This is a genomic window from Thioclava sp. GXIMD4215 (assembly GCF_045291555.1).
Classification (GTDB): domain Bacteria; phylum Pseudomonadota; class Alphaproteobacteria; order Rhodobacterales; family Rhodobacteraceae; genus Thioclava; species Thioclava litoralis.
This window is the reverse complement of record NZ_CP149515.1, coordinates 2,858,255-2,881,441: the sequence shown is the minus strand read 5'-3', so window position 1 is coordinate 2,881,441 and position 23,187 is coordinate 2,858,255. Positions and strand designations below refer to the sequence as shown.

General features: G+C 60.8%; 18 protein-coding genes and 1 pseudogene. 9 read left to right on the top strand and 10 right to left on the bottom strand.

The window, feature by feature from the left end:
• Positions 1-209: 209 nt before the first annotated feature.
• On the top strand, positions 210-1,682 hold the full coding sequence (locus WDB86_RS14400; protein WP_339107820.1) for a DegQ family serine endoprotease: 1,473 nt from the start codon (positions 210-212) through the stop codon (positions 1,680-1,682).
• Positions 1,683-1,767: 85 nt separating this feature from the next.
• Here WDB86_RS14400 and WDB86_RS14395 read toward each other — a convergent pair whose 3' ends face one another.
• Positions 1,768-2,460, bottom strand: coding sequence for a peptidoglycan-binding domain-containing protein (locus WDB86_RS14395; RefSeq protein WP_339107821.1), 693 nt, complete (start codon positions 2,458-2,460; stop codon positions 1,768-1,770).
• Between the two features lie 55 nt (positions 2,461-2,515).
• On the opposite strand from WDB86_RS14395, the gene WDB86_RS14390 reads away from it, so the two are divergent.
• The 3 genes from WDB86_RS14390 to WDB86_RS14380 all read left to right on the top strand — a co-directional run bounded on the left by WDB86_RS14390 (position 2,516) and on the right by WDB86_RS14380 (position 5,018).
• The gene (locus WDB86_RS14390; protein ID WP_339107822.1) at positions 2,516-2,839 is read left to right on the top strand and encodes a 2Fe-2S iron-sulfur cluster-binding protein; all 324 of its coding nucleotides are present in this window, start codon (positions 2,516-2,518) and stop codon (positions 2,837-2,839) included.
• Between the two features lie 151 nt (positions 2,840-2,990).
• Positions 2,991-3,911: a formyltetrahydrofolate deformylase gene (gene purU / locus WDB86_RS14385; protein ID WP_406736230.1), complete on the top strand. Its 921-nt coding sequence runs from the start codon at positions 2,991-2,993 to the stop codon at positions 3,909-3,911.
• A gap of 129 nt (positions 3,912-4,040) precedes the next feature.
• Positions 4,041-5,018 carry an MrcB family domain-containing protein gene (locus WDB86_RS14380; RefSeq protein WP_406736229.1) on the top strand — a complete coding sequence of 326 codons (978 nt, stop codon included), beginning with the start codon at positions 4,041-4,043 and terminating at the stop codon, positions 5,016-5,018.
• Positions 5,019-5,043: 25 nt separating this feature from the next.
• On the opposite strand, the gene WDB86_RS14375 is transcribed toward WDB86_RS14380, so the two are convergent.
• Together WDB86_RS14375 and secG are read right to left on the bottom strand one after the other, a co-directional pair.
• Positions 5,044-6,687, bottom strand: a complete 1,644-nt coding sequence (locus WDB86_RS14375) for a CTP synthase (RefSeq protein ID WP_339107825.1) — start codon at positions 6,685-6,687, stop codon at positions 5,044-5,046.
• Between the two features lie 219 nt (positions 6,688-6,906).
• A complete protein-coding gene (gene secG / locus WDB86_RS14370) occupies positions 6,907-7,317 on the bottom strand; it encodes a preprotein translocase subunit SecG (RefSeq protein WP_406736228.1) in 411 nt (136 codons plus the stop codon).
• Between the two features lie 241 nt (positions 7,318-7,558).
• On the opposite strand from secG, the gene WDB86_RS14365 reads away from it, so the two are divergent.
• Positions 7,559-8,851, top strand: coding sequence for an adenylosuccinate synthase (locus tag WDB86_RS14365; protein ID WP_339107827.1), 1,293 nt, complete (start codon positions 7,559-7,561; stop codon positions 8,849-8,851).
• A gap of 5 nt (positions 8,852-8,856) precedes the next feature.
• Positions 8,857-9,111: a DUF2842 domain-containing protein gene (locus WDB86_RS14360; RefSeq protein ID WP_339107828.1), complete on the top strand. Its 255-nt coding sequence runs from the start codon at positions 8,857-8,859 to the stop codon at positions 9,109-9,111.
• Positions 9,112-9,320: 209 nt separating this feature from the next.
• On the opposite strand, the gene WDB86_RS14355 is transcribed toward WDB86_RS14360, so the two are convergent.
• Positions 9,321-11,765, bottom strand: coding sequence for a hypothetical protein (locus tag WDB86_RS14355; protein WP_406736227.1), 2,445 nt, complete (start codon positions 11,763-11,765; stop codon positions 9,321-9,323).
• 133 nt (positions 11,766-11,898) lie between these two features.
• Between WDB86_RS14355 and WDB86_RS14350 the strand changes: the two genes are divergently transcribed.
• Positions 11,899-12,561, top strand: coding sequence for a thiamine diphosphokinase (locus tag WDB86_RS14350; RefSeq protein ID WP_339107830.1), 663 nt, complete (start codon positions 11,899-11,901; stop codon positions 12,559-12,561).
• On the opposite strand, the gene phaR is transcribed toward WDB86_RS14350, so the two are convergent.
• The 3 genes from phaR to phaC form a co-directional block, all read right to left on the bottom strand.
• A complete protein-coding gene (phaR, locus tag WDB86_RS14345) occupies positions 12,562-13,110 on the bottom strand; it encodes a polyhydroxyalkanoate synthesis repressor PhaR (protein WP_406721078.1) in 549 nt (182 codons plus the stop codon).
• A 143-nt stretch (positions 13,111-13,253) separates the two neighbouring features.
• The gene (locus WDB86_RS14340) at positions 13,254-13,712 is read right to left on the bottom strand and encodes a Phasin (RefSeq protein ID WP_339107832.1); all 459 of its coding nucleotides are present in this window, start codon (positions 13,710-13,712) and stop codon (positions 13,254-13,256) included.
• A 171-nt stretch (positions 13,713-13,883) separates the two neighbouring features.
• Complete coding sequence (phaC, locus tag WDB86_RS14335) at positions 13,884-15,674, bottom strand: class I poly(R)-hydroxyalkanoic acid synthase (RefSeq protein WP_339107833.1); 1,791 nt, start codon at positions 15,672-15,674, stop codon at positions 13,884-13,886.
• A gap of 127 nt (positions 15,675-15,801) precedes the next feature.
• On the opposite strand from phaC, the pseudogene phaZ reads away from it, so the two are divergent.
• Positions 15,802-17,043, top strand: a pseudogene (phaZ, locus tag WDB86_RS14330) (polyhydroxyalkanoate depolymerase); the annotation flags it as partial.
• A 480-nt stretch (positions 17,044-17,523) separates the two neighbouring features.
• Here phaZ and WDB86_RS14325 read toward each other — a convergent pair.
• From WDB86_RS14325 to WDB86_RS14315, 3 genes are all read right to left on the bottom strand, one after another.
• Positions 17,524-18,345 carry a pyrroline-5-carboxylate reductase family protein gene (locus tag WDB86_RS14325; RefSeq protein WP_406736226.1) on the bottom strand — a complete coding sequence of 274 codons (822 nt, stop codon included), beginning with the start codon at positions 18,343-18,345 and terminating at the stop codon, positions 17,524-17,526.
• 128 nt (positions 18,346-18,473) lie between these two features.
• Positions 18,474-20,273, bottom strand: a complete 1,800-nt coding sequence (locus WDB86_RS14320; protein ID WP_406737057.1) for a TRAP transporter large permease subunit — start codon at positions 20,271-20,273, stop codon at positions 18,474-18,476.
• A gap of 2 nt (positions 20,274-20,275) precedes the next feature.
• A complete protein-coding gene (locus WDB86_RS14315; protein WP_339107835.1) occupies positions 20,276-20,854 on the bottom strand; it encodes a TRAP transporter small permease subunit in 579 nt (192 codons plus the stop codon).
• 587 nt (positions 20,855-21,441) lie between these two features.
• Between WDB86_RS14315 and WDB86_RS14310 the strand changes: the two genes are divergently transcribed.
• Positions 21,442-23,187 (top strand): acetolactate synthase 3 large subunit, encoded by a 1,746-nt coding sequence (locus tag WDB86_RS14310; RefSeq protein ID WP_339107836.1) that lies wholly within the window; start codon positions 21,442-21,444, stop codon positions 23,185-23,187.

Below are 23,187 nucleotides of genomic sequence, written 5' to 3'. Positions count from 1 at the left end.
ACCGTGGCGACACAGAACCGCCCCCTCACAGCAGAGCCCGTGTCAAATCACGATCCGGCCAGACAGGTGGTCACCGGCGTTTCACAGCCAATTGTCCCAATGAGACGGGGCTTTCATTTGTGATTTCCGTCACGACGTTCTTAAACTGGCATACCGAGGTCGGAAGCCTAAAGGTGCCGGCCAACCGCATCTTCGGAGCAAGAGAGAGCATGACAATCCAGACCCCCGCCTTCCTGTCCGCAAAAAATGTCCGTGGTGCCTTCGGGGCCGCGGCCGTGGCGGCTGCAATCGCCCTGACCCCGCTTCATGCCACGCCGGTATTTGCCAAAGCCGCGCCTGACAGTTTTGCAGATCTGGCGCAGAAGGTTTCGCCTTCGGTGGTGATGATCACCACCTCGATGACCGTCTCGACCCCGACCCAGTCGAACCCGATGTTCCCCGAAGGCAGTCCCTTCGATGATCTGTTCCGCGATTTCGGCTTCCCCGATCAGGGCCAGCAAAGCCCCTCGCGCCCGCATCACTCGAATGCGCTGGGATCGGGCTTCGTGATCTCGGAAGACGGCTATATCGTGACCAATAACCATGTGATCGAAAATGCCGATGACATCACGGTGGCCTTCTTCGATGGCACCACCAAGAAAGCCAAGCTGATCGGCACCGATCCCAAAACCGATATCGCGCTTCTGAAGGTCGAAACCGACAAGCCACTGCCCTTCGTCCCCTTCGGTGACAGCGACAAGATGCGGGTAGGTGACTGGGTCATGGCGATGGGCAACCCGCTGGGCCAGAACTTCTCGGCCTCGGCGGGGATCGTCTCGGCGCGCAACCGCGAGCTTTCGGGCACCTATGATGACTATATCCAGACCGATGCCGCCATCAACCGTGGTAACTCGGGCGGGCCGCTATTTGACATGAACGGCGAGGTGATCGGCGTGAACACCGCGATTCTGTCGCCCAATGGCGGCTCGATCGGGATCGGCTTCTCGATGGCGTCGAATGTCGTGAAAAACGTGGTGTCGCAGCTACAGCAATATGGCGAAACCCGTCGCGGCTGGCTGGGTGTGAAAATTCAGGATGTCACCGATGATATGACCGAAGCGCTGGGTCTGAGCTCGAGCAAAGGCGCGCTGGTTTCGGAAGTGCCCGACGGTCCGGCCAAGGATGCGGGCATGCAGGCGGGCGACGTGATCGTGAAATTCGACGGGGGCGATGTCGCCGACACCCGCGATCTGGTGCGCCGCGTGGCCAAGGCCCCGATTGGCGAGAAGGTTCAGGTGATCGTCCAGCGCGATGGCAAAGAGAAAACCCTGACCGTCACGCTGGGCCGCCGCGAGACCTCGGAAGACCAGCCCATTCCGGCGGCGGCAAAAAGCCAGTCGCAAGACAGCGATACCGTTCTGGGCATGTCCATCGAACCGCTGAACGACGACCTGCGCGGCCAGCTGGATCTGCCCTCGGATGCCAAAGGTCTGGTCATCAGCGATCTCGACGAGGAAAGCGATGCCTATGACAAGGGCCTGCGCGCCGGAGATGTGATTGCCGAAGCCGGTCAGCAGGATGTGACCAGCGTCACCGACCTGCAAGACCGCGTCAAAGAGGCCAAGGATGAGGGGCGGAAATCGCTTCTTCTGCTGATCCGTCGTGGGGGTGAGCCGCGCTTTGTCGCGCTGCCGGTGAAATAATCACCGCACATCCCCACCTGTAGAGAGAAGGGCGCCCCACGGGGCGCCCTTCAACCGATCTTGGCAATGGGTATGGCCCCAAAGGTCAGGTTGGTCCCATCTGGCCGGGATAGGGCGCGGCAACACCGGGCGTGGCCGAAGCCGTCGGGGCGGTCTTGTCCGACCAGAGCGTCAGTCCCAGCTCCTGTGCTGCCCGTGTCGAAAGGGTCGCGCTATAAAGCCCGCGCGCTTTCTGATAGGCATGGATCGCCTGCCCCGTGGACCGGTCCAGACTGCCCGACAGCCCCCCGTGATAATAGCCCCGCGCCGCCAGAGCGCGTTGCAGCATCACCACGAAATCCTGCGTAAAGACCGGCGGACAGGGCGCGGCAAACCAGCGCGTGCCCCGCGCTGTCACGATCTGGTGGCGGGTTTCGGTGTGATAGGCGGCAGCCTGCGTGATTTTGCCGGTCTCGGGGTCGCGGATCTCGGGCGAGACCAGCCGCTGTTCGGTTACCGTTTCGACCACCGCCGGACTGGTCTGACGCGCATAACACCCTGCCGCCGCCGGATCGGGCGGGGTGTCGCGCCATTCATTGGCCAGTGTCAGCGGGATTTCGGAATCATCGCGCGGTGCGATCTGGCGATCGCCCGTCATACAACCGCCCAGCATGGCCAGCACCGAGACAGCCGCCACATATTTACGCATTCCCGCCATCCGCATTCCGTTCAACTTCGCCTGACCTGCCGCTTTGCACCACAGAGCCCCTGCCCGCGCACTGGTCAAGCCTTCCGTCATGCCCTACACCAGTTCCACTGACAACCAAAGCAAGTTCGGGGCGCAAAGCACAGCCATGGCAAAGATCACCTATATCGAACATAACGGCACGAAACATGAAATCGATGTCAAACCCGGTCTGACCGTGATGGAAGGCGCACGCGACAACGGCGTGCCAGGCATCGATGCCGATTGCGGCGGGGCCTGTGCCTGCTCGACCTGCCATGTCTATGTCGCCAAAGAATGGGTCGACCGCCTGCCGCCGAAAGACAGTATGGAAGAGGACATGCTCGATTTCGCCTATCAGCCCGACCCCGAGACCTCGCGGCTGACCTGCCAGATCAAGGTCACGCCGGATCTGGACGGCCTTGTGGTGCAGCTGCCCGAAAAACAGATCTAAGCTCCCCGCCCGAGGCCCCCGCTTCGGGCGTTTCTTTTGGCAATGTCGCAGGCGGGCGTCGCCTTTTCCCGTCAGCCTGTCGCAAATCACCGCGAAGGGAATGGCCGTTCGGATGAAGGTCATGGCAACAAGCCATGCGAGAGGACATCCGATGACCGCCCCCGAGACAACAGCCGGAAAGACCGCCGAACAGACCTTTGTGCTGACCGTGCAATGCCCGACCGCCCGCGGAATTGTGGCCGCCGTCACCACCTATCTGGCGGAAAAATCCTGCAATATCATCGACGCGCAGCAATATGACGATGCGCTGACGGGGCAGTTCTTCATGCGCATGACCTTCCGCAGCGAGGGCGGTATGGCGCTGGAGGATATCTCGGCAGGCTTCGATCCGGTGGCGGCCCCCTTCGCTATGGTCTGGAAATTCCACGATCCGTCCGAGCGGATGAAGGTCATGCTGATGGTGTCGCGCTTCGGCCATTGCCTCAACGACATCCTTTATCGCTGGCGCATCGGCGCGCTGCCGGTGGATATCGTGGGCGTCGTGTCCAATCACTTCGACTACCAGAAGGTCGTGGTCAATTACGACATCCCCTTCCACCACATCAAGGTCACCAAGGAGAACAAGCCCCAGGCCGAAGCCCGCCTTCTGGCGCTGGTCGAGGAAACCGGCACCGACCTGATCGTGCTGGCGCGCTATATGCAGGTGCTCTCGGATGATCTGTGCCAGAAAATGTCGGGGCGGATCATCAATATCCATCACTCTTTCCTGCCGTCGTTCAAGGGCGCGAACCCCTATAAACAGGCCTATGAGCGCGGCGTGAAGCTGATCGGCGCGACGGCGCATTACGTGACCGCCGATCTCGATGAAGGCCCGATCATCGAGCAGGACACGGTCCGCATCACCCATGCCCAATCGGCCGCCGATTATGTGTCGCTGGGCCGCGATGTCGAAGCGCAGGTCCTATCGCGCGCCATCCACGCCCATATCCACCACCGCGCCTTCATCAATGGCAATAAAACGGTGGTCTTCCCTGCCTCCCCGGGCTCCTATGCCTCGGAACGGATGGGCTGAATAGAAGGGGCGCCTCGGGCGCCTTTTCAATTTGGGGAGGGGCGCGAGGCCCCAATGCAAATCGGCCTCCTAAAAACTTGCGAAAGCAATAATTAAGCATATGCTCTGATTATTGATTGGGGAGTTATTATGCTTGCAGAACAGCTTTCGCGTGTCGCGCAGGAATATGCTTATGAGCGGGGAAAGCCCTTTACCGGCTCTCGCTTTGGCGATTTCGTCAGACATGACATAGCACTAGAAGCAAAGAAGCTTCTCACCTTTTGGCCGTTTGACCTGAAAGTTAAGGCGAGTGTTGGACAAGGCGTTTGGGCATCAGTCCCATGGCTAGCATTTTTTGATCCACTCGTGACCGAAACAGCCACCAAGGGTATCTACGTCGTCTATTTGATCAATCCGGACAAGCAGATGATCACTCTCTCAATGAATCAGGGTACGACCGATGTTTATCGAGAGTATGGACAATCTCGCGGCAAGTTAGTTCTAAAGCGCCTCGCCCGCGATATGGCTGATCGCGTGCCTGAATTCGCTAAGCTTTTTTCTGAAGATCCGATTGAACTCGGATCCGATGCAGGTCTGCCCGCCGGCTATGAGGCCGGCCACGCGTTTGGTCGAACCTATTCCGCAGTCAGCCTTACTCAGGAGAAGCTGACCGAAGACCTGCATCTCATGCTCCAGGCTTATGAAACGCTCGTAAATCGTGGAGGAACGACACCGAGCGAAGTCATGCAAGAAGAGGCCCAGAGTACTGACATCGAGGAGACCCGGCGCTATATTCTCTCGCGCCGGATCGAGCGCTCACCCAATGTCAGAAAGGCCGTTCTGAAAGCCAAGCCGCCCGCTTGCGAATGTTGCGGCATCGATCCAAAGCGAGACTATGGGTTCAGTGGTCCGCCACTCGAAACGCCACTTGATGTGCACCACGCAGCCCCGCTCTTCGGTTTAGCTGAGGGAGAAACACGGCGATATAAAATCCCTGAAGATTTCATGGTGCTCTGTCCAACATGCCACCGAATGATCCACAAAACTGGCTCACCCTCAGACCTCAAAGGTCTCAAGCGGCGACTTCGTTTTAAAATCGCCCGTGATGTAACTTATTCGATCTCATGAAAAAGGGGCCCGAGGGCCCCTTTTCTTATACCAACCGGCTTTGCTCTTTTGCGGCTTTCACGAAGCCCGAGAACAGCGGGTGCGGCGCGAAGGGTTTCGACTTCAGCTCGGGGTGGAACTGCACACCGATGAACCACGGGTGGTCCTTATGCTCGACGATCTCGGGCAGGCGGTTGTCGGGCGACATGCCCGAGAACACCAACCCGCATTCCTCCAGCTTCTCGCGGTAGCGGCCATCGACCTCATAGCGGTGACGGTGGCGCTCTTCGATCTCGGTGGTGCCATAGACAGCCGCCACATTCGAATCGGCCTTCAGCACGGCGGAATAGGCTCCCAGACGCATGGTGCCGCCCTTGTCGTCGCTGACCTTGCGCTCGACGCGGTGATTACCCTGCACCCATTCTTTCAGGTGGTAGACAACCGGCTCGAAGCGGCGCTTGCCTGCCTCGTGGTCGAACTCTTCCGACCCCGCATCCTCGATGCCTGCAAGGTGGCGCGCGGCCTCGATCACCGCCATCTGCATACCAAGGCAGATGCCCAGGTAGGGGATCTTCTTCTCGCGGGCGAATTGCGCCGCGCGGATCTTGCCCTCGGTGCCGCGTTCGCCAAAGCCGCCCGGCACGAGGATCGCGTTATAATCGCTCAGGAAATTGGCCGGATCTTCTTTCTCGAACAATTCGGCATCGATCCATTCGGCCTTCACCTTCACGCGGTTGGCCATGCCGCCATGCGTCAGCGCCTCGGCGATCGACTTATAGGCGTCTTCCAGCTGGACGTATTTCCCGACGATGGCAACCTTCACCTCGCCCTCGGCATTTTCCAGACGGTCCATCACGTCTTCCCAACGCGACAGATCGGGCTTGGGCGCGGGCGAAATCCCGAAGGCATCCAGAACCGCCTGATCCAGACCCACGCGGTGATAGGCCAAGGGGGCCTCGTAGATGGTTTTCAGGTCATAGGCCGGAATCACCGCATCGGGGCGGACATTACAGAACAGCGCGATCTTGGCGCGTTCCTTATCGGGGATCGGCTGTTCCGAGCGGCAGACCAGCACATCCGGCTGCAACCCGATGGAGCGCAGCTCCTTGACCGAGTGCTGGGTGGGCTTCGTCTTCAGCTCGCCGGAGGCTGCCAGATAGGGCAGCAGGGTCAGGTGCATGAAGATACATTGGCCGCGCGGACGTTCCTGCGCGAATTGACGGATGGCTTCAAAGAAGGGCAGACCTTCGATATCGCCCACCGTGCCACCGATCTCGCAGAGCATGAAATCGACCTCGTCATCGCCCACGGCGAGGAAGTCCTTGATGCCATTGGTTACATGCGGGACGACCTGAATGGTCTTGCCCAGATATTCGCCACGGCGTTCCTTTTCCAGAACGTTGGAATAGATACGCCCCGACGAAACCGAATCCGTCTTGCGGGCCGGAACGCCGGTGAACCGCTCGTAGTGACCAAGATCCAGATCGGTCTCCGCGCCGTCATCGGTCACGAAAACCTCGCCATGTTCGAACGGGCTCATCGTGCCCGGATCGACGTTCAGATAGGGGTCGAGTTTGCGCAGCCGCACCGAAAAGCCGCGAGCTTGCAGCAAAGCCCCCAGCGCCGCCGATGCCAGCCCCTTCCCCAAAGAAGACACCACACCGCCGGTGATGAAGACATAACGTGCCATGAAAGCCCCCGTGAGTTTGCTTGGGTTTGCCGGTCCAGCAGCGGACCTGACAAAAATTATAAACACTCCCGAGGCCAAAGGCTTCGGGATCACGGGATTTGATGCTTACATGATTCGCGGCCAGCCCGCAATCGGACCGCAAGCAGTTGGGTAAATTTTATGTGGTTACGCTACCACTTGTGCGCCCGACAAAGGGGCGCACAGAAGTTGTGAGATGTCTTACTGCGCGGCCGGAGGCGTGACGGGGGAATCCGTCGCGGCGGGCGGGGTCAGGTCAACACTCGGGATCGCGGCATCATCGGTCTTGCTTTCGGATGCGGCATCCGGCTTGGCCTCGTCCTTGCCCGAAACGGTGAAATTGCCAGCACCCAGACGGTCCAGAACCGAAGATTCGCCCGCATCGCGTGCGGCAATAACCGTCAGCGCCACCGAGGTGCACAGAAAGCCCGCCGCCAGAACCCATGTCGCTTTCGACAGGGCATTGGCCGCCTGACGACCGGTCATCACGCCGCCCGCGCCACCGCCCGAGCTGCCCATCCCGAGGCCACCGCCTTCGGAGCGTTGCAACAGAACAACGCCGATCATCAACAGCGCGAGGATCAGATGAACGGTAAGGATGATGTTCTGCATATGGAGACGGACCTTCTTGCAAAGCTTGCGCCTACTTATTCATATGCCGCCCATCGCGCAACCCCTTATCCCACAGCAGAGGGGCCCCGCAGGGGGGCTGCGCACTCCTTATATATGCGCGCCCCTCCCCCCGAGATGTTTTTTCACCGCATTCACGGCAGTTTTCCCAAGAAACTGGTTCCCCCTCGGGCTTGGCTTCTGTATACCGCCCGAGGTTTTTCGCAGCGCCAAGGAGAGTCTCATGGCCAATGTCGTCGTCGTCGGTGCCCAGTGGGGTGACGAGGGGAAAGGCAAGATCGTAGATTGGCTGTCGGAACGTGCCGACGTCATCGCACGGTTCCAAGGCGGGCATAATGCCGGCCACACGCTTGTCATCGACGGCAAGGTCTACAAGCTGAACGCGCTGCCTTCGGGTGTAGTGCGTGGCGGCAAGCTGTCGATCATCGGCAATGGCGTCGTGCTTGACCCGTGGCATCTGATCTCGGAAATCGAGAAAATCCGCGAACAGGGTGTGGATATCTCGCCCGAGACGCTGATGATCGCCGAGAACACGCCGCTGATCCTGCCGTTCCACGGCGAGCTTGACCGTGCCCGCGAGGCGCAGGTGGCAGTGGCCAAGATCGGCACCACCGGTCGCGGCATCGGTCCGGCCTATGAAGACAAAGTTGGCCGCCGCGTGATCCGCGTCGCGGACCTTGCCGACCCCGCCACGCTGGAACTGCGTGTGGATCGCGCCCTTGTGCACCACAACGCGCTGCGCGCCGGTCTGGGGCTTGAGCCCATCGACAAGGATGCGCTGATCGCCAAGCTGGGCGAGATTTCGGCAGAAATCCTGCAATATGCCGCCCCCGTCTGGAAAGTTCTGGCCGAGAAGCGCAAAGCCGGCAAACGCATCCTCTTTGAAGGTGCGCAGGGCTCGCTTTTGGATATCGACTTCGGCACCTATCCCTTTGTGACCTCCTCGAACGTGATCGCAGGTCAGGCCGCAACCGGCGTTGGTATCGGTCCGGGATCGATCGATTTCGTGCTGGGCATCGTGAAGGCCTATACCACCCGCGTCGGCGAAGGCCCCTTCCCGACCGAGCTGAAAGACGATGATGGCGAGCGCCTCGGCACCCGTGGTCATGAATTCGGCGTGGTCACCGGCCGCAAGCGCCGCTGTGGCTGGTTCGATGCGGCTCTCGTGCGTCAGACCTGCTCGGTCTCGGGTGTCAACGGGATCGCACTGACCAAGCTGGACGTGCTCGACGGGTTCGAGACCATCAAGATCTGCGTGGGGTATGAACTGGACGGCGAACGTCTGGACTATCTGCCGACCGCGTCCGACAAGCAGGCGCGCTGCACCCCGATCTATGAAGAGATCGAAGGCTGGAGCGACTCGACCGAAGGTGCGCGGAGCTGGGCCGACCTTCCGGCTGCGGCCATCAAATATGTCCGCCGCATCGAAGAGCTGATCGACTGTCCCGTGGCCCTGCTGTCCACCTCGCCCGAGCGCGACGACACGATCCTCGTCACCGACCCCTTCGCGGATTGATCGCAATGGCGGGGCGACACTTAAGCTGGACGACGCGGCGCAGGCTGGCGATTCTGGTGCTGGTCATCGCCCTGCCGCTTTATGTCGTGGTGGCGGTGACACTGGCCAACTGGCTGGAGGCCCGCTTCGGGCGTCTGCCGCTCTGGGCCGAACTGGCACTGTATATCGGCCTTGGCGTCGCATGGATTTTCCCGTGCAAGCCGGTCTTCATGGGGGTCGGCAAGGCCGATCCCGCGAAACAGTCCGATACCACGCCGTAAACTGGCCATCAGACCTCTTCAAAAGCTCCCGAAACCGCTTCGGGAGCTTTTTCACATTCCCCCCTGTCGAGACCATCAGCAAAGACACGGCATGCCGCCGCCCGCGCACGGGCGCGCCCCGTCCAATGCGGAAGCCCCGAAACGGCACGCACCGTTTCGGGGCTCTTTTCTGGCTTTCCAGTCGGCTTCAGGGCCTGCGTGCCGGTCTCTCAGGCGCGTTTTTCCTCGAGAAAGCGCGACTGCTCAGAGACCACATATTGACCGCGATTGATCTTGGCGATCTTCCCCTGCCGTAGGAGTTTCCCGAAGCTGCGCATCCGGTCCTCGCGCGAATAGCCTGCCCCTTCCTCCAATGCGGTCACCTTGCGCATGATCTGCGGCGCGGTGAAATGCGGCTGCTGCTCGATCTGTGCGGTGTAGGCGGCTGCGGCCTCCAGAAGATCGGCCAGACCACGCGTCCCCGCACGGTCCGCAAATTCGGCAAAGCTGGTTGCCCCCCCTTGCGGGAGACTGTCCTGAATGTCCTCCGCAGCGTCATCGATCTGCTGCGCAATCTCGGCGGTGGTCACCCGACGCGGACGGATCGCCTCTTCCGCCGCTTTGGCCGTGGCCGTGGGATCATCCACCCGCTGCTCCGACACCAACACCAGCGGCGCCTCACGACGCGGCTCGGCGGCCGTTTGCACCGCTTCCGGCGCTTCGGGGCGGTTGTCGCGATCCTCTCCGGCAACCGGACGGCGCGGGCGCACCGCACGGTCGAGATCCTCGCGATAGGCTTTCGTCTCGTCGGGCTGGGCTTTCTCGCCTTTCAGACGGCGCTCTGCCACCGTCGCAGCCACTGCGGCTTTCAGATGCGCAATCGCCGACAATCTGCGCCGGTTGTCACGCCCTGCAAACTGGGTTTCGGCCTCTTTCATCAGACGCGAGACATCCGCCTCCGAAGCCCCTTCCCCCATGCCCGCCTTCACCACAGCCGGCTCCGCCACGGGCTCCTCTGCCGCAGCCTCGGCGGGTTTGTCATCGGCACGGCGGCGGCGCAGGATATCGGTCAGGCTGGGGCCACGCCGCGGCGTGACCTTGGCCGCGTCCTCGGGCTCTTGTGCCCGCTCTGCCTCGGCAGATTGAGGCGCGGGCTCTTCGACCGGCGCGGATGCCTCGTCAGCGTCGCCCTCAGGAACCTCTTCCCCCGCATCCGCAACCTCATCTGCAAGCAAGTCGGCGATTGCGGCTTCGCTTGCATCCTCTTCGGGCATCCGCGGCTGCGGCACCACCTCTTGCGAGGGCAGGTCTGCCGCCTCTTCGGGGGCATCCAGCTCGGCCAAGGTCTTGAGCAGATCTTCCTCATCCTCGGGCGAAAGATCGGCCCCCGGCAGATCATTGGTCGGCACATTCGGCAAGGCTGCGGGCATAGCAGGCGCAGGCTCTTCTGCCGCAGGGGGCGGGGCAACGCGCCGCACCTTGATCACGCGGGTCCGAAGCTGCGGACGCACAGGGCGCGGCGCGGCCTCTGCAGCATCGTCCTCCGTGACCTCCGGCGCGGCAGGGGCTTCAACCGTCTGCGGCGTGTGCTCGGCATCCTCCGCCGTTTCTTCCAAGGCCGAAAGCTCTGCTGCCAGACGGGCTTCAGCTTCACGGGCTTCAGCTTCACGGGCTTCAGCTTCACGGGCTTCAGCTTCACGGGCTTCAGCTTCACGGGCTTCAGCTTCACGGGCCTCTGCCTCGCGGGCCTCAGCTTCGGCTTCAATGGTTCTGGCCTTGACTTCGGCTTCGGCTTTGGCCGCTGCTTCGGCCTCTTCGGCTGCCTTTGCCTCGGCCTCGGCTTTCGCGCGGGCCTCTGCCTCTGCCGCCTGCGCAGCCTGCTCTGCGGCAACCCGTGCGGCCTCTTTTGCGGCTTTCGCTTCTTCCGCAGCCAAACGCGCGGCCTCTGCCTCAGCCTCTTCGGCCTGTCGCGCCGCCTCCTGCAGCGCCTCGGCCTCGGCACGGGCAGAGGCTTCCAGCTCGTCGGGCGAGGTACGGTCGCTCTCGGCCATCTGTGTCAACTCGTCATCCGATACCGGCCCGGAAATATCGAGCGGATCGCCAAATCCCCCTTTCCCGATATAGTCCTGATCCTCCGGCACACCGGCCAGATCTTCCATGAACTCGGCTCCCGAAAGCTCCGGAGCCGCAGCCGCCGCGGCCTCCGCTTTGGAACGGGCCACGACATCGCGGATGCGCGCCAGCTTCGCAGCCACAGACTCCTCCATCCGGGCCGCCATCGGCGCAGGCGTTTTTAGGGGTGTTTGCACCGGTGTTTGCACGGGCACCTGAACTGCCGCGGCCTCTTCCGGCGCGGCGACAGCAGCCTCGGGCTTCTCCGGTGCCAAGGGCCTGGCAGCGACAGAAGGCACAGAGCCCGTTTCCGAAGCACGCAGAATCACCCCGTTTTTCTGGATCTTGGCATCAACGCGGCGCTGGATCTCGCGCTCGGCAATCCGGTGCAGCATCTCCGCATCGGGCTGGGGAGGCTCGGCACCGAAATATCGGTCCTCGGCGGCGAGGTCGCGGAAATATTCCGCAATCGCCTGCATCGTCTGGAACGGCTCGTCAAAGCCCTCAAGCGTGCAGGAGAATGTCCCGTAAGAAACAGTGAGAATCTTATTTGCACCGACCATTTGCTCGCCTCTTTGGACTTCTGTTCGGCTAACTATGTTTCGAAATTGGTGCCATTCAGTGAACGAATAATGGCAATTACAAGGAATTTTACCTATTCAGAGGCCAATCCAGCGCCCCTGACAGGATCAAATAATGACGGAATCGCCTGTATTATCAAGAAAAACCGGCATTACGCTGCTGGGCGGCGGGCAAATCGACCCTCGGGACGTTTACCATGCCATGACAATCGCGCCACATTTGGTCGCGGCAGATGGCGGCGCAAATCAGGCCTTGGCGCTGGAACTGATGCCCGAAGCCGTGATCGGCGATATGGATAGCTTCGATCCGGCCCATCGTGGCAGAATCACGGCAGAACGGCTACACCACATCGCCGAACAGGACAGCACCGATTTCGGCAAATGCCTGCGCCTGACACAGGCCCCTTTCTATCTGGGGCTCGGCTTTACGGGGCGGCGTCTCGACCATACGCTGGCGGCCCTGTCGGCGCTGGCCCACCCGCCACGTAAAAAGATCATCCTGATCGACGCGGAAGATATCGTGTTCTGCGCGCCACCGGAAATGGCTTTGACCCTGCCGGTCCAAAGCCGCTTTTCCCTCTATCCGCTAGGCCCCTCTGCCGGAACATCCACGGGGCTACGCTGGCCCATCGACGGCCTGACGCTGGAGCCTTGCGGCCAGATCGGCACCTCGAATGAAGTCACAGGGCCCGTCACCTTGCAGATGACAGGCCCCTGTCTGGTCCTTCTGCCCAAAACCGCTCTTGGCGAAGCGCTAAGGGCGCTGGGATGCGTGTGATCAGAGCTTGGACAGCTTCGATTGCAATTCGGAAAGCTGTTTCTTGATCTTTTCCAGTTCCTCGCGGTCCTCGGAAGCGGCGGGGGCTTCCCGCTCGGGGCCGGTGCCCGCTTTGGGCCAGCCCCCCATCATCGTCTGCAAGAACGCCTGCTGCTGTTTTTGCAGCGCCTCGAACCCCGGCATGGAAGCAATCGGCATACGGCCCATATTCTCCATCATCTGGGACTGGCCCTGACGCAGCATGTCGAAACTTGCCGCCAGAAACTGCGGCACAACGCTTTGCGCCGAACTGGTGTAAGAGCGCACGAGATCGGTCAGCACATCCACCGGCAGAACGCTCTCGCCGCGGCTTTCATGTTCGGCAATGATCTGAAGAAGATACTGGCGCGTCAGATCGTCGCCCGATTTCAGATCGACAATCTGCACCTCGCGGCCATCGCGAATGAAGCGGGCAATATCTTCCAGCGTCACATAATCGCTCGTCTCCGTATTATACAGACGACGGCTCGCGTAGCGTTTGATCAGTAGAGGCTTTTCCGCATCGGCCATGATGATCCTCCCCAGGATATCGTATGAAACGCTATCATGAGGCGCAAATGCCATAAAATCAATAAGAAAGGGGCGAGCCTAAGCCCGCCCCTAAGTCCGTTCCCTGACTGGGAGGATCTTGCCAGAGACCCGGGAGGAAGAGATTACTTCGCGGTCGCTGCTGCGGTGGTCTTTTTCGCAGCCGAAGTTGCCGAAGACGTTGCCGATTTCATGGCAGCGGTGGCATCTTCCGAGAAATCCTTGCCGGCGGCCAGCATCAGTTCGACGGTTTCCATCTGCACTTTTTTCGCAACTTCTGCGAAAGCGGCGATATTTTCCGACGCGATTTCTGCCGAAGCCGACGCGAAGTCGCTGACAGCTTTAGCATAGTCTGCCGGTTCGGATTTGGTGGTTGCGATATCGCTCATTTTGGCGAGCGTTTCTTTGGTCCATTTTGCCGAAATCTCGGTCGATTTCTCGGCAGCATCCAAAGCCACTTTGGACATTTTCTCACCGAAAGCCGCTTGCGCTTTGAAGCCCTCTTGGAACTTCGACATGTCCATCGGCATCGAGGACATCATATCTTGCATAATCTTGGTGAAATCTTGGGTAGTTGCGGCCATTTCGTCGCTCCGATCTGAGATAGAAGGGCCAGGGGTTCGGTCTGCGCGGCCCTATTCGCTACAATGAAGAGTATATGCTGCAGCGCAGAAAATCAAGTCTTTTATGCTGCATTGCAGAAAATTTACACTAGGTAAAGCACAGGACAAGTCTTAAACCACTCGGAAAAATTTTCACAACAAAATTGTCTCGCGAACGTAACTTCCGGGGGCATCCGCCACAATTTCATGCCCGCCTGCTCCGGGCACGCGCGCGGCAACCTGCCGCCCCGACCGTCCGGCCAGCCATTCGGACCAGCGCGGCCACCACGTGCCTTCGTGATATTCGGCAGCCGCATGCCAGTCGTCGGCATCCTCGATCGGGGCCGGACTGGTGTAATGGCCGTATTTCTTCTTGTCGGGCGGATTGACGATCCCTGCGATATGGCCCGATTCTGCCAAGACGAACTGTTTGTCTTTCGACCCCATCTGCGCCACCCCCCTGAACGAGGCACGCCACGGCGCGATATGGTCGGTCTCGCAGGCAATCGCCATAAGCGGCACATCAATATCGGCCAGTCGCAGATCCTCGCCCAACAGGGTAAAGGTCTCCTCGGCAAAGCGGTTCTGCTGGCACAGGCCGCGCAGATATTCCATTGCCATCTTGCCCGGCAGGTTGGTCGCGTCGCCGTTCCAGTAAAGCAGATCGAAGGCGGGCGGGGCCTCGCCCATCATGTAGCTGCGGATCGCCGGACGCCAGATCAGGTCGTTCGAGCGCAGGAAAGAGAAGGTGCGCGACATGAAATAGCTCGAAAGCACACCGTCCACACGGCACTGCACCTCCAGCCCGTCCACGAAATCATCCTGCAAGAACGAGACAAACTCCCCCTGATCGGAAAAATCGGTCAGTGTCGTGAAGAAGGTCGCGCTATTGATCGAATGATCACCGCGCTTTTTCATCAAAGACAGCGTCAGCCCCAGAGTGGTGCCCGCGATGCAATAGCCGATTGCGTTGATTTTGGCGACGCCGGTCTCCTGTTTGACCTGCGCAATGGCCTCCAGATAGCTGGCGACATAATCGTCAAAGCCCACATCGGCAAAGCTGGCATCGGGGTTTTTCCAGCTCACGACAAACACGCTGAACCCTTGCTCCACCGCATAGCGGATGAAGCTGTTCTGCTCTTTCAGATCCAGAATGTAGTATTTGTTGATCCAGGGCGGGAAAATCAGCAAAGGCGTGCGATACACTTTCTCGGTGCGCGGCGTGTACTGGATCAGTTCGAACATGCGGCAGCGGTAGATCACTTTGCCCTCGGTCGTGGCCAGATTGCGCCCGACCTCGAAGGCGGTGCGGTCTGCCAATGTCACCAGCAGATCGCCGTGATTGCGCTCGACATCATGCACGAGATTCTCCAATCCCCGCACCAGACTTTCGCCTTCGGTTTCGATGGCGCGTTCCAGCGCGTCGGGATTGGTGGCGAAGAAATTGGTGGGGGCCATCATATCCACCAACTGCTTGGTGAAGTATTTCAGCCGCTTGCGATCTACATCGGCAAGGCCCGGCAGGGCGTCGGTGCCCTCGTCAATGGCCCGCGAGGCGATCATATATTGCTGTTTGACGAAGTTGAAATAGGGATGGGTCGTCCAGAGCGGATTGGAAAAGCGCTTGTCCTCGGGGCCCGGATCCTCGGGCGGACGGAAGCCTTGCGTGGCAAGAGCATGCGTGGCCTGAATATAATGGCTCATCGCATCGCCCCAGTATTTCACCTGCGCTTCGAGAATCTGAGCCGGCTTATCCGACAATTCCCGCATCAGCGCCGCGGTCGTCGACATATACAAATCGACGCCGGGTCCTTCCAAAGAGGGATTCGGCATGCGCCGATGGCTTAACGCATCGACAAGTCGCTGCGAAAGCTGTTCTATCTTTGCAAGATTTTCCTGCATTTTCTGCGATGCAGCAGAAACCTGCGCCTCCCCTGTTGTCATGCCTTCTCGCTCCTCCTATCCTTTTCCCAACCATAGACCTCTCTTCTCTAGGGTAAAGCGGGCATTCAGCAGATTTTCACCTCAGGCGTGTGAAATGTCCGGACTGGTCGGCCAAAGGAGCGACACGATGAAAGGCATCTACAGCTACGATCTGATGGAGAGCATCAGAAACACCAATGAATGGATCGGCGCCTCCGCCCGTGCCATCGCCTCTTACCCGGTGTTCGGCCTCTCGCCCAACCCCGCTTTCCGCATCATGGAATCATGGGGTGCGGTGACCGAACGCAGCTTCTCGCGCATGGTCATGAAACCCGACTGGGGCATCCGTGCCATCGCCGCTGCCGACGGGCGCGACCACATAGTGGAAATAGAAACCCTGATGGACAAGGCCTTCGGGTCGCTTGTGCATTTCAAGGTGCAGGGCCGCGACCCTATGCCGCGCCGCATCCTGCTGGTGGCCCCGATGTCGGGCCATTACGCGACCCTGATGCGCTCGACGGTCATCTCGCTGATGCCCGATGCAGAGGTCTATGTGACCGACTGGAAGAACGCGCGCGACATTCCGGTCAGCGAGGGTAAGTTCGACGTCGAGGATTACACCCGCTATCTGGTCGATTTCATGCGCAAGCTCGGCCCCGATATCAACGTGATCGCGGTCTGCCAACCGGCCCCGCTGGCACTTGCCGCGACCGCCTATCTGGCCGAGGAAGACCCCGAGGCGCAGCCGCGCACGCTGACGCTGATCGGCGGGCCGATCGACCCCGATGCCGCCGATACCGAGGTCACCGATTTCGGACGCCGCATCACGATGGGCCAGCTGGAACATAGCGTGATCCAGCGCGTGGGCTATCGTTACAAGGGCGTGGGCCGCATGGTCTATCCCGGCCTGATGCAGCTTGCCTCTTTCATCTCGATGAATGCCGAGACCCATGCCAAGTCCTTCTTCGACAAGATCATGGCCGATGCGAAAACCGGCCCTGCCGAGCGTGACCGCCACAACCGCTTTTATGATGAATATCTCTCCGTCATGGATATGACGGCGGAATTCTATCTTTCGACGGTGCAGCGGATCTTCAAGGGGCTGGAAGTGGCCCGCAACCGGTTCAGCATCGATGGCAAGAAGATCGATATCGGCAAGATCACCACAGTGGCGGTCAAAACGGTCGAAGGCGAGAAAGACGACATCTCCGCCCCCGGTCAATGTGTGGCGGCGCTGAATCTGTGCACCGGCGTGCCCGACCATATGAAAGGCCAGCATCTGGAACCGAATGCCGGCCATTACGGCATTTTTGCAGGCGGCGCATGGCGCAACAATATCCGCCCGATCGTGCTGAAATTCATCGACGAGCATGCCGCGCCAGAAGATGCGGATCGCGAGATCAAGGGCAATAGTGCGGTCACTCCTATGGCACCGCGCAAAGCTGCGGTCCGCAAGGCGGCGGCCTCCGAAACGGCAGCCCCCAAGGCGGCGACCCGTCGCGGGCGCAAACCCGCCGCTTCCAAAACCGAGGCCCCCAAAACCAAGACCTCCGAAACCAAAGCAGAACCAGTAAAAACCGCGCCGGTCAAAGAGGTCGCGCCCGCCGCGTCCCCTGCCCCCGTCCAGCCCGTGCCTGTGGCGGCCCCTGTCGCTGCAGCGCCTGTAACCGCCACACCGGCACCTGTGGCACAGACCGTCGCCCAGAAACCGGAGGGCGCAGCCGCAGCGCCGCAAGCCGCTCCGGCCACCTCTGCCACCAAGGCGGCAGACCCGCTTCCTGCCGCAAAGGCCGAGGGCAACAAATCCTGAGACAGCCTCGTCCATAACTCCATAGAAAGGGCGCGCCACACCGCGCCCTTTTTTTACGCCCTAGGCTTCACGGCTTGGGGAGGTTTCCCCCGAAGGCAGGCCGATGCTGCGGGCCCGCTCTGCCGCCGCATCCAGCCCCTCAAAAAGCATCCTGCGCAGCGGCGCGTCGCGCAGCACCTGCAACCCCGCCGCTGTCGTGCCGCCATAGGCAAGCATATCCCGCACATGGGCCGAGGCGGTGGCGGGCTGGTGCGCCATCATCTGCCCCGCCCCTAGAAAGAGCTGACGGATCGCACGGTCCGCCACCGCCTCTGCGACTCCGCGCGCGACCAGATAGTCCTGCATCATTTCGGCAAAAAGCGCGACAAATCCCGGCACCGGGCCGGTCAATGCGGTGAAAAGCGCCAGAAGCTCTTCGTTCTCCAGACGCTCCGCCTGCCCCAAAGCCCCCAGAAACGTCCCGACCTGCGCCATGCCGCGCGCGCCCAGCCCTGCCCCCGCCACCCAGGGCGAATAGGCAAGCCCCTGCTCTGCCGCCGGACTGGACATCGCACGGGCCAGTTGGGCCTCGGGGGCGATCCGTGCAAGCTGGGCCAGATCTATTCCGGCCATGACCGACAGAACCGGCTTGCCCGCCAGATCAAGACGCAATGTCCGCGCCTGTGCGGGCGGCAGCAACAGCACCGCCAGATCGCATCGCGCCGCAAGCTGTCGGTAATCCTGCATCAGGGCAACCGCTTCCAGCCCCTCTGGCAGCGGTTGGTCCGAGCGGCTGAAAACGGTGATATTCCGCGCCGGCATCCCCGCGCGCATCAGCCCCAGCCCGAAAGCCCGCCCAAGCATTCCCCGCCCTCCGACAAGCGCCACTCTCATATCCTGCATCCGCGTCCTCCCTGGTCTGGCGGCCAAATCATGCGGGCGCATCGCCTGCCTGCCGCCCGTCCTACCAGCCCACGAAAAAACCGGCGCCTTTGCAAGCGCCGGTTCTGGTCTAAAAACGTCCGGACGGGTTAGTTCAGGCCACCCAGACCTGCCGGAGCCGGAATGCCAAGGCTTGCATCCCCGCCCTGCGGCGGCGTGGCGGGTTGGCCCGTAGGCGCACCCGGCATGCCCAGCGGCGGCAGGCCAAGCGGGTTGCTATCGCCGCCCGAAGGCGCCCCGCCCAGCGGCGCAAGGCCGCCCATTCCGCCAAGACCCGGCATATCGGGCAGCTTCATCTCGATCGTCGACGGATCGACAGTCGGCCCTTTGTAATGCATGACCATCTGCGGGAAGGCGATCACCAGCCCGATCATCGCGATCTGGATGAACAGGAAGGGCACCGCCCCCCAATAGATTTGCGAGGTCTTCACCGGCGCAATCGTCTTGCCGGTGATCCGGTCGAGATAGGGCACTTTCGGCGCGACCGAGCGCAGGAAGAACAGCGCGAAACCGAAGGGCGGGTGCATGAAAGAGGTCTGCATGTTCACGCCCAAGATCACGCCAAACCAGATCAGGTCGATCCCCATGGCTTCTGCCGCAGGGGCCAGAAGCGGCACGATGATGAAGGCCAGCTCGAAGAAATCGAGGAAGAAGGCCAGGAAGAACACCATCACCGAGACCACCAGCAGGAAGCCAAGCTGGCCGCCCGGAAGCGAGGTCAGCAGATGCTCGACCCAGAGGTGCCCGTTGACGCCGTAGAAGGTCAGCGAGAAGACCCGCGCGCCCAGCAGGATGAACATCACGAAGGCCGACAGACGCGTGGTCGAGGTCAGCGCGTCACGCACCACATCGAACTTCAGCCGCCCCTTCATCGCCGAAAGGATCAGCGCGCCAACCGCGCCCATCGCCCCACCCTCGGTGGGCGTTGCCACGCCAAGGAAGATGGTGCCAAGCACGAGGAAGATCAGCGCCAGCGGCGGGATCAGCACGATGACCACCTGCTGGGCCAGACGGCTCATGAGGTTGGTCTTCAGCCCGCGGTCGGCCAGCGCGATGACATAGGCCACGATCACAGCGGCAAAGACCGCCAGAATGCCCGCATCATTGGCCGCGTGATTGGTCGCCAGATAAAGATCGGTGCCATAGAAGACCGCGCCCGCGATCGCCAGCACGACAACCAGCGACATGACACCAGAGCCCAGCGTACGCGCCTCTTTCGGCAGCGCCGGCATGGCGTTCGGGCGGATGATCGACATCACGAAGACATAGCCCAGATAGAGCCCCATCAGGATCATACCGGGGATCAGCGCGCCTTTATACATATCGCCGACGGACCGGCCAAGCTGGTCGGCGAGGATGATCAGCACCAGCGACGGCGGGATGATCTGCGCCAGTGTCCCCGAGGCGGTAATCACCCCCGAGGCGATCTTGCGGTCATAGCCGTAGCGCAGCATGATCGGCAGCGAGATCAGCCCCATCGCGATCACCGAGGCCGCAACGACCCCCGTGGTTGCCGCCAGAAGCGCGCCCACGATGACCACGGCATAGGCCAGACCACCGCGCACGGGGCCGAACAGCTGACCGATGGTGTCCAGCAGGTCTTCCGCCATGCCGGATTTCTCCAGCATCAGCCCCATGAAGGTAAAGAAGGGAATGGCGAGCAATGTCTCGTTCGACAAGACCCCCCACATCCGTTCCGGCATCGCGTTGAGAAGCGGCCAGCTAAGATGGATCGAGCCGCCCGACATCGGCGCCAGATAGACCCCGATCACAAAGAACAGCAGACCATTGGCCGCCAGCGAGAACGCCACCGGATAGCCCAGCAGCAGGAAGATCACCAGCGAGGCGAACATGATGGGCGCAAGGTTCTGCGCGATAAGCTCCATCAACATTACAGAGCCTCCTCTTTCACGACAGGCTCATCGGACATATCGCCGTGGCTGGACTGGCCCGCATGCGGGTCTTCGGTCAGACCGCGCAAAATGGCGATCTTCTTGATGATTTCTGCGATATTCTGCGCAAAGAGCAGCACGAAGCCGATCAGGAGCAGAAGCTTTGCGGGCCACAGGATCAGCCCGCCCGCATTCGTCGAAACCTCGCCCGAACGGATCGACAGCATCACATAGGGATAGAGGAAATACAGCATCAGCGATGTGAACGGCAGCAGAAAGAAGACATGGCCAAACAGGTCGATCCAGTTCTGGGTGCGCCGTTTCAGCGCGCCATAAAGGATATCGATCCGGATATGTTCGTTCTTTTGCAGGGTATAGGCCGCCGCCAACAGGAAAGCCGCCCCGTAAAGATACCATTGCAGTTCAAGCCACGCATTGGACGAGACACTAAACACCTTGCGCACCACCGCATTGACCGCGCTGACAAGGATTGCCAGCAGGATCAACCATGACACAGATTTTCCGATGAATTCATTCACGCGGTCAACAGCCCGCGCGAATGCCAACATGGCACCCATAAGTTTCCTCCCTCACATCGGGTCCCGATGGGCAGGACCGCACTATGACACCCCCCCCTCTTGGTGCAGACAGCCGTCTCAGGTCAAGGGGAATGCCTAAATCTGGTGAGATTAATTGACCACTTTGCACTTTTACCGCAACCAATCGGGCCGTTTGCTCCCCATTCAGGCGCATACCTTCCGATTACCACGTCCGGCGCCGTTTTACACCCATTCGCCGCCGAGCGCGTGGCCTTTCTCCGAATCTGCCGCAAATCCGCCCGCCCGGCCGTGGTCAATTTGCGATTATTCCGACAGGACCCGGCATTTACGCAATAAAGAACCGAATTATATGCCAGCAGAGTTACTTTATTTCCGATTTTGAGATTGACGGCCCTTGCGCGGGGACATAATGTGCCAGCAACCACAGTGAAAGGACTAGCGATGAACTCGCTCCTCGTCGTCATTAGAAGGAAGCGCATGGGCCGTTAAGCGGTTAGACCATGATGGTTCCCATGCGCCCCCGCCACAGGTCGGGGGCTTTTTCGTATCGACACACTGGGTTGGATTGGAACGGGCCCGATATTGGGCAATGGATGGAGTATGCGATGTCACGGCAGATGACTGGCGCGAAAATGGTGGTTCAGGCGCTCAAGGATCAGGGTGTCGAAGTTATCTTCGGCTATCCGGGCGGCGCTGTCCTACCGATTTATGACGAGATTTTCCAGCAAAACGACATCCGCCATATCCTTGTCCGCCACGAACAGGCGGCGGTCCATATGGCGGAAGGCTATGCCCGCTCGACCGGCAAGCCGGGCGTGGTGCTGGTCACCTCTGGCCCCGGGGCGACGAATGCCGTCACCGGCCTGACCGATGCGCTGCTCGATTCCATCCCGCTAGTGGTTCTGTCGGGTCAGGTGCCGACCTTCCTGATCGGCACCGACGGTTTTCAGGAAGCCGACACCGTGGGCATCACCCGTCCCTGCACCAAGCATAACTGGCTGGTAAAAGAGACCGAGGAACTGGCCGCCACGATCCACGAGGCCTTCCATGTGGCGACCTCTGGCCGCCCTGGCCCCGTGCTGGTGGATCTGCCCAAAGACGTGCAATTCGCGCTTGGCACCTATTGCGAGCCGAAACAGGTGGATGTCAGCCATTACGCCCCCAAGGTGAAGGGCGATATCGAGGCGATCACCAAGCTGGTGGAGCTGATCGAAACCGCCAAGAAGCCCGTCTTCTATACTGGCGGCGGCGTGATCAATTCCGGCTCGGCGGCAAGCCAGCTTCTGTGCGAGCTGGTCGATGGCACCGATTTCCCGATCACCTCGACGCTGATGGGTCTGGGTGCCTATCCGGCCTCGGGCAAGAACTGGCTGGGCATGCTGGGGATGCACGGTCTCTATGAGGCCAATCTGGCGATGCATGATTGCGACCTGATGATCAATATCGGCGCGCGTTTCGATGACCGGATCACCGGCCGCGTGGCAGATTTCTCGCCCGAGTCCACCAAGGTTCATATCGACATCGACCCCTCCTCGATCAACAAGATCATCCCCGTGCATCTGCCGATCGTGGGCGATGTGGGGCATGTGCTGGAAGACGTGCTGAAGGTCTGGAAAGCGCGTGGCCGCAAGACCAACAAAGAGGCCGTGGCTGCATGGCACAAGCAGGTTGACGAATGGCGTGCCGTGCGCTGCCTTGCCTATACCGGCTCGGAAAAGACCATCAAGCCGCAATATGCGCTTGAGCGCCTGCAGGCGCTGACCGCCGACCGCGACCGCTATATCACCACCGAAGTGGGCCAGCACCAGATGTGGGCCGCGCAATATCTGCATTTCGACAAACCGAACCGCTGGATGACCTCCGGTGGTCTGGGCACCATGGGCTATGGGTTCCCTGCCTCGATCGGGGTGCAGATCGCGCATCCGGAGGCGCTGGTGATCAACGTGGCCGGTGAGGCCTCGTGGCTGATGAACATGCAGGAAATGGGCACCGCCTCGCAATTCCGCGTGCCGGTCAAGCAGTTCATCCTGAACAACGAGCGCCTCGGCATGGTCCGCCAGTGGCAGGAGCTGCTGCATGGCGAGCGCTATTCCTCGAGCTGGTCCGAAAGCCTGCCCGATTTCGTCAAGCTGGCCGAGGCCTTCGGCTGGAAAGGGATCGTCTGTGACAACCCCGCCGATCTGGATGATGCCATCATGGAGATGCTCAACCACGATGGTCCGGTGCTGTTTGACTGCCTTGTCGAGAAGCACGAGAACTGCTTCCCGATGATCCCCTCGGGCAAGCCGCATAACGAGATGCTACTGGCCGCCGATGCGCAGGCCTTCAAAGAGGGCGCAGCCCTCGTGTAA

Excerpts from the sequence above, each read along its gene's own strand:
- WDB86_RS14400 (WP_339107820.1), top strand. The coding sequence starts at position 210 with ATGACAATCCAGACCCCCGCCTTCCTGTCCGCAAAAAATGTCCGTGGT.
- WDB86_RS14395 (WP_339107821.1), bottom strand. The coding sequence starts at position 2,460 with ATGACGGAAGGCTTGACCAGTGCGCGGGCAGGGGCTCTGTGGTGCAAA.
- WDB86_RS14390 (WP_339107822.1), top strand. The coding sequence starts at position 2,516 with ATGGCAAAGATCACCTATATCGAACATAACGGCACGAAACATGAAATC.
- purU (WP_406736230.1), top strand. The coding sequence starts at position 2,991 with ATGACCGCCCCCGAGACAACAGCCGGAAAGACCGCCGAACAGACCTTT.
- WDB86_RS14380 (WP_406736229.1), top strand. The coding sequence starts at position 4,041 with ATGCTTGCAGAACAGCTTTCGCGTGTCGCGCAGGAATATGCTTATGAG.
- WDB86_RS14375 (WP_339107825.1), bottom strand. The coding sequence starts at position 6,687 with ATGGCACGTTATGTCTTCATCACCGGCGGTGTGGTGTCTTCTTTGGGG.
- secG (WP_406736228.1), bottom strand. The coding sequence starts at position 7,317 with ATGCAGAACATCATCCTTACCGTTCATCTGATCCTCGCGCTGTTGATG.
- WDB86_RS14365 (WP_339107827.1), top strand. The coding sequence starts at position 7,559 with ATGGCCAATGTCGTCGTCGTCGGTGCCCAGTGGGGTGACGAGGGGAAA.
- WDB86_RS14360 (WP_339107828.1), top strand. The coding sequence starts at position 8,857 with ATGGCGGGGCGACACTTAAGCTGGACGACGCGGCGCAGGCTGGCGATT.
- WDB86_RS14355 (WP_406736227.1), bottom strand. The coding sequence starts at position 11,765 with ATGGTCGGTGCAAATAAGATTCTCACTGTTTCTTACGGGACATTCTCC.
- WDB86_RS14350 (WP_339107830.1), top strand. The coding sequence starts at position 11,899 with ATGACGGAATCGCCTGTATTATCAAGAAAAACCGGCATTACGCTGCTG.
- phaR (WP_406721078.1), bottom strand. The coding sequence starts at position 13,110 with ATGGCCGATGCGGAAAAGCCTCTACTGATCAAACGCTACGCGAGCCGT.
- WDB86_RS14340 (WP_339107832.1), bottom strand. The coding sequence starts at position 13,712 with ATGGCCGCAACTACCCAAGATTTCACCAAGATTATGCAAGATATGATG.
- phaC (WP_339107833.1), bottom strand. The coding sequence starts at position 15,674 with ATGACAACAGGGGAGGCGCAGGTTTCTGCTGCATCGCAGAAAATGCAG.
- WDB86_RS14325 (WP_406736226.1), bottom strand. The coding sequence starts at position 18,345 with ATGCAGGATATGAGAGTGGCGCTTGTCGGAGGGCGGGGAATGCTTGGG.
- WDB86_RS14315 (WP_339107835.1), bottom strand. The coding sequence starts at position 20,854 with ATGGGTGCCATGTTGGCATTCGCGCGGGCTGTTGACCGCGTGAATGAA.
- WDB86_RS14310 (WP_339107836.1), top strand. The coding sequence starts at position 21,442 with ATGTCACGGCAGATGACTGGCGCGAAAATGGTGGTTCAGGCGCTCAAG.